General features: G+C 72.6%; 8 protein-coding genes. 4 read left to right on the top strand and 4 right to left on the bottom strand.

Annotation, left to right across the window (positions count from 1 at the left end; all coding sequences use genetic code 11):
• Positions 1 to 47: 47 nt before the first annotated feature.
• On the bottom strand, positions 48 to 1,070 hold the full coding sequence (locus ACTHMF_RS03845; RefSeq protein WP_314149597.1) for a LacI family DNA-binding transcriptional regulator: 1,023 nt from the start codon (positions 1,068 to 1,070) through the stop codon (positions 48 to 50).
• A gap of 167 nt (positions 1,071 to 1,237) precedes the next feature.
• Between ACTHMF_RS03845 and ACTHMF_RS03840 the strand changes: the two genes are divergently transcribed.
• Positions 1,238 to 2,650 carry an NAD(P)/FAD-dependent oxidoreductase gene (locus ACTHMF_RS03840; RefSeq protein ID WP_440316364.1) on the top strand — a complete coding sequence of 471 codons (1,413 nt, stop codon included), beginning with the start codon at positions 1,238 to 1,240 and terminating at the stop codon, positions 2,648 to 2,650.
• A gap of 47 nt (positions 2,651 to 2,697) precedes the next feature.
• Here ACTHMF_RS03840 and ACTHMF_RS03835 read toward each other — a convergent pair whose 3' ends face one another.
• Positions 2,698 to 3,318, bottom strand: coding sequence for a TetR/AcrR family transcriptional regulator (locus tag ACTHMF_RS03835; RefSeq protein WP_314149595.1), 621 nt, complete (start codon positions 3,316 to 3,318; stop codon positions 2,698 to 2,700).
• Positions 3,315 to 4,847 (bottom strand): APC family permease, encoded by a 1,533-nt coding sequence (locus ACTHMF_RS03830; RefSeq protein ID WP_440316363.1) that lies wholly within the window; start codon positions 4,845 to 4,847, stop codon positions 3,315 to 3,317. The genes ACTHMF_RS03835 and ACTHMF_RS03830 overlap by 4 nt, the downstream gene beginning before the upstream one ends.
• A gap of 146 nt (positions 4,848 to 4,993) precedes the next feature.
• On the opposite strand from ACTHMF_RS03830, the gene ACTHMF_RS03825 reads away from it, so the two are divergent.
• Positions 4,994 to 6,100 carry a DmpA family aminopeptidase gene (locus tag ACTHMF_RS03825; protein ID WP_314149593.1) on the top strand — a complete coding sequence of 369 codons (1,107 nt, stop codon included), beginning with the start codon at positions 4,994 to 4,996 and terminating at the stop codon, positions 6,098 to 6,100.
• Here ACTHMF_RS03825 and ACTHMF_RS03820 read toward each other — a convergent pair.
• A complete protein-coding gene (locus ACTHMF_RS03820) occupies positions 6,090 to 7,697 on the bottom strand; it encodes a PucR family transcriptional regulator (RefSeq protein WP_440316362.1) in 1,608 nt (535 codons plus the stop codon). The genes ACTHMF_RS03825 and ACTHMF_RS03820 overlap by 11 nt on opposite strands.
• A 110-nt stretch (positions 7,698 to 7,807) precedes the next feature.
• Between ACTHMF_RS03820 and ACTHMF_RS03815 the strand changes: the two genes are divergently transcribed.
• Both ACTHMF_RS03815 and ACTHMF_RS03810 read left to right on the top strand, forming a co-directional pair.
• Entirely contained in the window at positions 7,808 to 9,292 is a 1,485-nt protein-coding gene (locus ACTHMF_RS03815; protein WP_440316361.1) for a CoA-acylating methylmalonate-semialdehyde dehydrogenase, read from the top strand.
• Between the two features lie 19 nt (positions 9,293 to 9,311).
• On the top strand, positions 9,312 to 10,727 hold the full coding sequence (locus tag ACTHMF_RS03810; RefSeq protein ID WP_440316360.1) for an aspartate aminotransferase family protein: 1,416 nt from the start codon (positions 9,312 to 9,314) through the stop codon (positions 10,725 to 10,727).
• Positions 10,728 to 10,901: the final 174 nt, after the last annotated feature.

Raw genomic sequence — 10,901 nt, 5'->3', positions numbered from 1 at the left:
AGTCGCGACCGTTCGCACTCCGCGCGGAAGCAGGCGCCCGCGGCTCGCTACGCGGCGGCGGCGGCGCGGACGCTGGTGGCGCGCACGACCAGGGAGGAACGGCGGGCGGTCGTCGCCGCCGGGGTGATCCCGGCGAGCTGGTCGAGCAGCATCCGGGTGGCGCGGCGGCCCTGCTCCTCCGGGTAGCGAGCGAGCGCCGTGATCGGGCGGGAGCCGAGCCGGCAGAGCAGGGAGTCGTCCCAGCTGGCGATCGCCACGTCGTCCCTGCCCGCCCTGGTCAGCGCGGCCTGGGCGCCGAGCGCGAGCAGGTCGTTGGAGGTGACGATCGCCGTGATCGTCGGGTCCTCCGCCACCGCGCGGGCGGCGATCCGCTCGCCCGCCTCCATCGAGTAGTCGGACGGCTCGAAGGCCACGCGCACCCCGTGCGCCGCCGCGCGCGCCCGCACGGCCTCCATCCGGTCCAGCTCGTGCTCGAACTCCTCCGGGCCGCGGATGTGCAGCAGGCCGCGGTGGCCGAGCCCGGCCAGGTGGTCGACGAGCAGGCCGGCGTCGCCCGCGGCGTCGTAGAGCAGAACGCGGCCGGGGGCGATCGGCTCCCGGTTGCCGTGCAGCACGTACTGCAGCCCGAGCGCGTCCAGCAGCGCCGGGCGCGGGTCGCCGATGGTGATGTCGAACAGCATCACGCCGTCCACGCGGCGCTCGGCGCTCCAGCGCCGGTAGGTGGCGACGTCCAGGCCGTCGTCCATCCCGACCATCCGCAGCAGCAGCGACTGCCCGGCGGCGCCCAGCTCGGTCTCCACGCCGGCGAGCAGACTCATGTAGTACGGCTCCGCGCCGAGCAGGCCCGGGTCCCTGCGCAGCACGATCCCGATGGCGTCGGAGCGGGCGCGGGAGAGGGCACGCGCGCTGGAGCTCGGGTGCCAGCCCAGCTCCTCGGCGAGCGCGAGCACGCGCTGCCTGGTCTCCGCGCTGACGCCCGGCTGCCCATTGAGCGCGTAGGACACCGACGCCTTGGACAGGCCGAGGCGGTCGGCGAGACCGCCGATCGTCACGCGTGCGTCCGGCGCCACGGCGTCCTCCTTCCCGGTCGTCCGGCACCAGGGTACCTGCAGCTGAAGCGGTTCAGGAGACGCCGCGACCGCCGGACGGTCTGCCCGGTCCCCCGCCGGATTCGCGACGGACACGCGCGCGCCCGTCCGGCAGAATGACCGGAGAGAGAAAACCTGGGAGGCTCGCCGTGGCATCCACCGTGTTCGAACGCCGCCGTCCCGACGCATCCGTCGTCGCGCACGCGCTCGCCCCGACCCGGCAGGGCGTGTACTGGATCGAGGACGCCCCGGGCGATCCCTACCCGCGTCTGACCGGCGACATCAGCTGCGACCTCGCGGTGGTCGGCGGCGGCTACTCGGGGCTCTGGACGGCGCTGCTCGCCGCGCGCGAGAACCCCGGCGCGCGCGTGGTGCTGCTGGAGGGCAGGCGCATCGGCTGGGCCGCCTCCGGCCGCAACGGCGGCTTCTGCGAGGCGAGCCTCACGCACGGCGACGAGAACGGCCGCAGCCGCTTCCCCGAGGAGTTCGACCGGCTGCAGGAGCTCGGCATGGCGAACCTCGACGAGATCGGGGCCACCATCGCCGAGCTCGGGATGGACGCCGAGTTCGAGCGCAACGGCGCGATCGACCTGGCGACCGAGCCGCACCAGGTGCCGTGGCTGCGCGAGGCCGCCGCCGAGGCCGGCGAGGACGCCCGCTTCCTCAACGCTGCAGCCGGGCAGGCCGAGGTGCACTCCCCCAGCTACCTCGGCGGGCTGCTCCGCACCAGGGATTCCGCCCTCGTCCACCCGGCGAAGCTCGCCAGGGCGCTGGCCCGCGCGTGCGAGGCGGCCGGCGTGGAGATCTTCGAGCACAGCCCCGTGGAGGGGATCGGCGAGGGGACGACGCTGTACACGCCGCAGGGCGTCGTGCGCTCCCGGCGCACCGCGCTCGCCACGAACGTGTTCCCGAGTCTGCTCAAGCGCAACCGGCTCGCCACGGTCCCCGTCTACGACTACGTGCTGATGACCGAGCCGCTCTCGGCCCAGCAGCTCGCCGCCATCGGCTGGTCGGGCCGGCAGGGGCTCGGCGACTCCGCAAACCAGTTCCACTACTACCGGCTGACGCGCGACAACCGCATCCTGTTCGGCGGCTACGACGCGGTCTACCACTACGGCGGCCGGGTCAGGGAGCGCTACGAGGACCGGCCGGAGACGTTCCGCCGGCTGGCCTCGCACTTCTTCACGACGTTCCCGCAGCTGGAGGGGCTGACGTTCACGCACCGCTGGGCCGGCGCGATCGACACGTGCAGCCGGTTCTGCGCGTTCTTCGGCACCGCCCGCGGCGGGACGGTCGCCTACGCCACCGGCTACACCGGCCTCGGAGTCGCGGCGACGCACTTCGGCGCGCGCGTGATGCTCGACCTCCTGGACGGGCGCAGCACCGAGCGCACCGAGCTCGCGTTGGTGAAGAGCAGGCCGCTGCCGTTCCCTCCGGAGCCGGCCGCCGCGCTCGGCATCGCCCTGACCCGCTGGTCGCTCGACCGCGCCGATCACCACGAGGGCCGACGCAACCTGTTCCTGCGGACGCTCGACGCGGTCGGGCTCGGCTTCGACTCGTGAGCAGGTGTCGGGAGCCCGTCGCGTGACGGCGAGGGGCGACTGCACCGTCAGCGAGGCGCTTCGGAAGGCCCGTCCGGCGGCCCGAAGGTGCAGCCCAGGGCGAGTTCGGCATAGGAGAGCACGTTGCGGCGGGTGCGCGCCCGGTCCAACTCCACTCCGATCAGCGGGTAGAGGTCGTACGCGTCCTCGAGCGCGACCAGATTGCGAGCGATCGTCCCGGCGTCCGAGGCCAGGCGGAAGACGCCGAGCCCCGCGCCGAGCTCGATGGTCGACCGGTAGAGCATGACCTGACGTTCAACGATCGAACGATGCAGCGGCTTGTACTGCGGCCGCTCGCGCAGCAGGGGGATGCTCTCGTAGACGATTCGCAGGTCGTCGCTGATGGTGTCGGGGACACCGGCCTCGATCAGGGCGACGACGCGCTCGCGCGGATCCGCGACGCCCTCGACGATCGCGGCGCGGCGTTCGTAGAACTCCTCCACCACGCCTTCGACGGCCGCGAACATCAGCTCGTCGAAGCTCTTGAAGTAGTACAGCACGGCTCCCGCGCTGACATCCGCCTCTGCAGCGACGGCGCGCACGTTCGTTGCAGCGACGCCGCGCTCCCGCGCGACTCGCCGCGTCGCCGAGACGAGTTCATCGCGCCGCCGCTGGCGTGCTGCCGTCACCGCTCTCCCGTCCCGCCGCCGGCTGCCGGCGCGCCCGTTGCCATCGTAGTGAGCGCAGCGTAGCGGGCGGGCTTCGCACGCTTCAGAGCGAGACCGCCGACGATGCCGCCGACGAAGAGAATCGGAGTCGGCAGCAGCAGAACGGCGTTCACCGGCCCTTCCATCCCCGTCACGATCTCGAAGTTCGTCGCGATCAGGATGAAGCCGACGATAAGGCCGAGGGCTCCGAGCGCCGGTGCCACGATCACGCGCCACACCGAGTGTCCACGGCGGTCCCTGGCGAAGAAGCCGACGACCGAGACCGCTGCCACCCCCTGCGCGAACACCAGACCCGCCACACCCGTGGCATAGGCCCAGATGGCGAGCCCGAGGAACGGATCTGCCCCTGCGACGACGCACACGAGCACGGCGACCAGACAGACCGCGGACAGCACCAGGCTGGCGACGTACGGGGACTGCGTGTTCCGGTGCGTGCGGCCGAGCGCCCGGGGCAGCAGCCCTTCGCGTCCCAGCGAGTACAGGTAGCGCGCGCAGGCGTTGTGGAACGCCAGCAGGCAGGCGAAGAAGCTCGTGACGATCAGCACCTGCATGGCGACCGTGGCCCACTCCCCCAGGAACTGCCCGCCGGCCGTGAACACCATGTCCTGGAACGCGTCGCCGCGCGCGAGGCTCAGCACGCCGTCGACACCGAACGCAACGGTGAGCACCCAGAACGTGAACGCGTAGAAGAGGGCGAGGAAGGCCACCGCGATGTACGTCGCGACCGGGACCGTGCGCTCGGGACGCTTCGCCTCCTCCGCGTAGATCGCAGTGCCCTCGAAGCCCAGGTAGGCGCCGAAGCCGACCACGAAGAGGCTTCCCGCGCCCGCGGCGAAGAACACGTTGCCCGGGTCGAAGGAGGCGAACGACACCGGCTCAGGGCCGCCCTGTGCGAGCACCGCGACCGCCAGCACCAGCAGGATCGCCACCTCCAGGGTCAGCAGCACGCCGAGCACCTTGGCCCCGACGTCGATCCTGCGGTAGCCCAGCAGCGCAACCACGAGCGCCGCGACGACCGAGTAGACGCCCCAAGGCAGGTCGATGTGGAGGAGAGCGGCGAACGTGGACTGGGCGAAGAACCCGACGAAGCCGTAGAAGCACACGCAGAGGAAGCCGTAGGCGAAGACGGTGACCAGTGCCGTGCCGATTCCTGCCGGCTTGCCCAGCCCGCGCGCCGCATAGGCGTAGAACGCGCCGGTGTTCGTGACGTAGCGCGACATCGCCGTGAAGCCCATGGCGAACAGGATCAGCACGAGCCCGCAGGTGAGCATCGCCCCCGGCGCACCGATCCCACCCATCCGCAAGCTCGTCGGTCCAGCGCTCACCACCACCGTGAGTGGCGCGGCGGCGGAGATGACGAAGAAGACGATGCCCCAGATTCCCAGGCGGCCGGCGCCGAGCCGCCCCGCACCCGGTTGCCCGGCCTCTCCCGCTTTCGCCCGGTCGGCCTCCGCGGAGACCGCCGCGCTGCTGTCGTCGTGCTGCGACATGATGCTCCTCTCGAACCGGCGTCATTGCCGGTGTTGAAGGTGGGTATTGAACAGGCATTCAACAGACTCAGGTCGCTTAAGTCAATGCTTCTATTGGCTTATCGGCAAAGAATTGAACATGTGTTCAGTTCGGCTATGCTGTGCGCATGAATCACGTCCGCGCCCGCGACCTCGGCGTCCCCTTCGATGGAACCCCCGGCGTCCGTAACGCCATCACCGATGTGCCCGGCGTCGAGGTCGGCTTCGTGACACGTTCCTCCGGCGCCGTGCAGACCGGAGTCACCGCGGTCCTGCCTCGGGGCCGCGCCGGTGTCGGCATCCCGTGCGCGGCCGCGACGTTCTCGCTCAACGGCAACGGGGAGCTCACCGGACGCAGCTGGATCGACGAGAGCGGGTCGCTGTCCCTCCCGGTGCTGCTGACCAACTCCCACGCGGTCGGCAGCGTCCATCGCGGCGTCATCGACTGGATCGTGCGCGAGCGTCCCGAGCTGGCGGTCCAGTGGCAGCTGCCCGTGGTCGGCGAGACCTGGGACGGCTACTTGAACGACATCAACGGAGGGCACGTCTCCTCCTCCGACGCCGGCGCAGCGATCGATGCGGCGACCGCCGGCCGGGTCGCAGAGGGCTCCGTCGGCGGGGGGACGGGCATGAACTGCTACGGCTTCAAGGGCGGCACGGGCTCCGCCTCCCGGCTGGTGACGATCGGCGACGAACGGTACACGGTCGGCGTTCTGCTGCAGGCCAACTTCGGCTCCCGCGCCGAACTGCGCCTCGCCGGCGTCCCGCTCGGCCGTCGCTCCTCCGCACCGAATCCGATGGAGACCACGGACTGGTTCGAGCGCGACGGCGAGCGAGCAGCGGCCGTTCCCGGGGCGGGGAGCGTGATCGCCGTCGTCGGAACCGACGCCCCCCTTCTGCCCGGCCAGCTCGCCGCCGTCGCCCGGCGCGTCCCGCTCGGCCTCGCCCGCACCGGCACGACGGGCAGTCATTTCTCCGGCGACATCTTCCTCGCGTTCTCCACGGCCAACGCCGGCGCGTTCACGTCCCGGATGCCGACCGGACCCGACGCCGCGCCGGACGCGGTGCTGGCACTGCCGTGGGGGCGGGTGGATCCGTTGTACGCGGCGACGGTCGAGGCGGTGGAGGAGGCGGTCGCCAACGCCCTGGTGGCCGCGCGCGACGTGGAGGGCAGGGACGGCCACCGCAGCTACGCCCTACCGCACGAGGAGGTATCGGCCGCGTTCAGCGCCTGACCGGGCGCGCGAGCACGGCGGCGTGCAGCGCACCGATCGTCTCGCCGTCGTCGAGGTCGAAGCCCAGCAGGTCCTCGATGAGCGCGATCCGCTGGTAGAACACCGAGCGCGAGAGGTGGCTCGCCGCGGCGGCCTTCGTGCGGTTGCCGGGATGGGCGAGGTACGCCCGGAGCACCTCGATCAGATCCCCGTCGGTGGCCAGGTCGTGGTCGATCAGCGGTCGCAGCATCGTCTCCGCGTGCTCGAGCATCCGCGGGTCGCTGCCGAAGGCGGTCACCAGGCGCAGCAGCGGCCGGCGCTCCGCGCGCTGGACGACGGGCCCGCGGCCGCGGCCGGGCGTCGCCCGCGCCGCCAGCTCGACCGCCTCCTCGATGGAGGCGAGCAGCCCCGGGATGCCGTGCGCGGCGGATCCGACGCCGACCGCGGCGGAATCGGGCCCGGCGAGCGCCGCGAGCAGCGCATCCGACGGCTCCCGGTCGCCGCGCGAGGAGACGGCGACGACGAGCAGCCCCGGCACGGCCGGGTGCCCGGCCGCGACCGCCTGCGCTCCGGCGGCGCGCACCGCGTCGACCGCGCGCCCGGCCGCGGTGGCGCCTGGCACGTTCCCCGCCTCGGCGGTGCCCGGGCGCGGGCGCACGGCGATGCCGGTGAGCACCCGGTCCGTCACCGGGAAGCCGGCCGCGGCGAACCGGGCGGTCAGGCCGCCCTCGCCGGCGAAGCGGCGGCCGAGCAGCGCGCCGAGCAGCGCGTCGTGGCTGCGCCGTGTCCACTCGTCGTCGTCGCGGTCGGCCAGCCGGCTGAGCGCGAGCGCGACCGCCGCCTGCTCCAGCACCGTCGAGCGGCCGGCGGGATGCGCGGCGCCGGGCAGGGCGACGAGGTAGCCCCAGCGCATGCCCCTGGCCTCGACGGGCGTGATGGTCCAGCCGGCCTCGCCCGCCCCACGGTGCGCGCGGCGCGACCGCTGCTCCCAGTCCACGAGCTCCGCGTCGCCGTCACCGAGGTTCTCCGCGGCGATCACCTGGTGGCCGGTGTCCTCCAGCACCACCGGGCAGCCGAGCACGCGGGCGGCCTGCGCGACGATGAAGTCGGCGGGGCTGCCGCGCAGGCTCAGCTCGGTGAACAGCGCGTGGAGCTCGTCCCTCGCCCGCAGCGCGACCATCTGCTCGTCGATGATCCTGGCGTGCACCGCCTCGGTGATCGCGACGAACCTGGCCTCCCTGTGCAGCACGGCGAGCGGGAGGCCGGCGGCGCGGAACTCCGCGGCGAGCGCGTCCGGCGCCGACGGCATCCGCTCGCTCAGCTCCAGCACCAGCCCGGCGATGCCCGCCTCGACCAGCCGTCGCCCGAGCGCGCGCAGCGCGGCGTCGTCGGACGGCCAGCCGACGCCGGTCGCCAGCAGCAGTTCGCCGCCGGCGACCAGACGCGCGGCGTCGACGATCTCGGCGACGTGCACCCAGCGCACGCGCGCGTCCAGGCCGTCCTCCCCCGCGACCACCTCCGGCAGTGCGCCCGCGACCGCGTCCATCCGCAGCACGTCGCGCACGGTCGGCAGCAGCGCGGGCTGCGGCTCCGGACGATGTGTGTTGTCCGCGCTCAAGCTCCGACGATCTGGCATCCCGACCTCGACCTCCGCTCTGTGATCATTGGGATGCAAGCCTACTTCCCGAGCCGGGCAATCCGTCCGGCCGACACCACCCAGGAGGTCCCGTGGCCCTGATCCGCCACTTCGTGAACGGCGAGGAGACCGGCGAGCCGGCGCGCCTCGGCCCCGTCTTCGACCCGGCGACGGGCGCGCGTCAGCACGACGTCGTGCTCGGCAGCTCCGCCGAGGTCCAGGCCGCCATCGCGGCGGCGAAGGCCGCGCTGCCGCAGTGGCGGGCGACCAGCCTGACCAAGCGCGCCGATGTGCTGTTCCGGCTGCGTCACCTGCTCACCGAGCGCCGCGACGAGCTCGCCGCGATCGTCACCAGCGAGCACGGCAAGGTGCTCTCCGATGCCGCCGGCGAGATCGGCCGTGGCCTGGAGAACGTCGAGTTCGCGTCCGGCCTGATCGACAAGCTCAAGGGCGAGTACAGCGAGCAGGTCTCCACGGGGATCGACGTGCACAGCGTCAAGCAGCCGGTCGGCGTCGTCGCCTGCATCACCCCGTTCAACTTCCCGGTGATGGTGCCGCTGTGGATGGTCGCCAGCGCGATCGCGTGCGGCAACACCGTCGTGCTGAAGCCGAGCGAGAAGGACCCGTCCGCGTCGGTGTTCCTGGCGAAGCTGTTCCGCGAGGCCGGGCTGCCCGACGGCGTCCTCAACGTCGTCCACGGCGACAAGGAGGCGGTGGACACGCTGCTCGACTCCCCCGACGTCGCCGCGGTCTCGTTCGTCGGGTCCACCCCGATCGCCCGCTCGATCTACCAGCGCGCGAGCGCCAACGGCAAGCGCGTCCAGGCCCTCGGCGGGGCGAAGAACCACATGGTCGTGCTAGAGGACGCCGACATCGAGGCCGCGGCGGACGCCGCCGTCTCCGCCGCCTACGGCTCCGCGGGCGAGCGCTGCATGGCGGTCAGCGTGCTCGTCGCCGTCGGCGACGTCGGCGACCGGCTCGTGCCCGCCATCGAGCGCAGGCTCGGATCGCTCGCCATCGGTCCGGGCACCGACCCGGCCAGCGAGATGGGGCCGCTGATCACGCGCGAGCACCGCGACAAGGTCGCCTCGTACGTCGCCGAGGCGGAGGCGCAGGGCGCGACCGTCGTGGTCGACGGCACGAAGCGCGACTTCGACGGCGACGGCTTCTTCGTCGGCGTCAGCCTGGTCGACAACGTGAAGCCTGGCACGAAGGTCTACGACGACGAGATCTTCGGGCCGGTGCTCTCCGTCGTCCGCGTCGACACGTTCGACGAGGCGATCGCGCTGGTCAACGGCAACCCGTACGGCAACGGCGTCGCGATCTTCACGCGCGACGGCGGGGCGGCGCGCCGGTTCGAGTTCGAGATCGAGGTGGGGATGGTCGGGATCAACGTGCCGATCCCCGTGCCGATCGGTGCGTACTCGTTCGGAGGCTGGAAGAATTCCCTCTTCGGGGACTCCCACATCTACGGACCGGAGTCCTTCCACTTCTACACGCGGAGCAAGGTCGTCACCACGCGCTGGCCCGAACCGCAGCACTCGAAGATCGAGCTCGCCTTCCCCGGCAACTCCTGAGCAGCACACGGAGGACAGCATGACCGACACCATCGGCGCCACCGCCCGCACGGGCTTCACCGACCGCAGAGGAAACGAGCACGCCTTCGGCGACGCGGACGCCGAGACCCAGGTGCGCAGCGACGACCGCAGCCACGTCTTCCACTCCTGGAGCGCGCAGGCCCTGATCGACCCGCTGCCCGTCGCGGCGGGCGAGGGCTCCACGTTCTGGGATTACCAGGGCAACGCCTACCTCGACTTCAGCTCGCAGCTGGTGAACCTGAACCTCGGCCATCAGCACCCGGACCTGGTCGCCGCCATCCAGCAGCAGGCCGGCCGGCTGGCGACCATCCAGCCGTCGATGGCGAACGACGTGCGCGGCGAGCTCGCGCGCCGGATCGCGAACGTCGCGCCGGGAAGCCTGAACAAGGTGTTCTTCACCAACGGCGGCGCCGACGCGAACGAGTACGCCGTGCGCCTGGCCCGCCGCGTCACGGGGCGCCGCAAGGTGCTCTCGATGTACCGCTCGTACCACGGCGGCACCGCGACGGCCATCTCGCTCACCGGCGACCCGCGGCGCTGGGCGAACGAGCCGAGCGACCCGTCCGTCGCGCACTTCTTCGGTCCGTACCCGTACCGATCCGCGTTCCACTCGACCACCCAGGAGGAGGAGACGCAGCGCGCCCTCGAGCACCTCGAGAACGTCATCGTGCTGGAGGGCGCGTCCACCGTCGCCGCGATCATCATCGAGACGGTGGTCGGGACGAACGGCGTGCTCGTCCCGCCGCCCGGCTACCTGGCCGGCGTGCGCGAGCTGTGCGACCGCTACGGGATCGTCTACATCGCCGACGAGGTGATGGTCGGCTTCGGCCGGTTCGGCGAGTGGTTCGCCGTGGACGCGTTCGATGTCGTGCCCGACCTGATCACCTTCGCCAAGGGGGTGAACTCGGGATACGTCCCGCTCGGCGGGGTCGTCATCTCGGACGAAATCGCCTCGTTCTTCGACGACGTGTCGTTCCAGGGCGGCCTGACCTACTCCGGGCACCCGCTCGCCTGCGCGGCCGGTGTGGCGACGTTCGAGGTGTTCGAGCGCGACGGCATCCTGGAGCGTGTCCGGGACCTCGGCGCGCGCGTCGTCGAGCCGGAGATCACGTCGTGGCTGGAGAGGCACCCGTCGCTCGGCGAGGTGCGCGGCCGCGGCCTGTTCTGGGCGCTCGAGCTGGTGCGGGACCGTGGGACGCGCGAGCCGCTCGTCCCGTTCAACGCGGCGGGTGCGGACGCCGCCCCGATGGCGGAGGTCGCCGCCGCGTGCAAGAAGGCCGGCGTCTGGCCGTTCACGCACTTCAACCGCGTGCACATCGCGCCGCCGCTGGTGATCACCGAGGACGAGCTGCGCCGCGGCCTGGCCGCGATCGACGCCGCCCTCGCCGTCGCCGACCGCTACGCCACCGCCTGACCCGCATCCCCTCCCCCTGGGGGGGGGGGGGGGGGGGGGGGGGGGGCGCCCCCCCCGCCCGGGGGGGGGGGGGGGGCCGCCGCGGGCCGCGCGTGGGGGGGGGGGGGGGGCGGGCCGGGGCGGGCCCCCCCCGCGACGCTGCTCGGCGCGACGGTGACGGCCGTCGACGATCTG

The sequence above is a fragment of the Leifsonia sp. genome (assembly GCF_051955155.1).
Classification (GTDB): Bacteria; Actinomycetota; Actinomycetes; order Actinomycetales; family Microbacteriaceae; genus Leifsonia.
The sequence above is the reverse complement of the archived record's forward strand: the minus strand, read 5'-3'. Positions and strand labels throughout refer to the sequence as shown.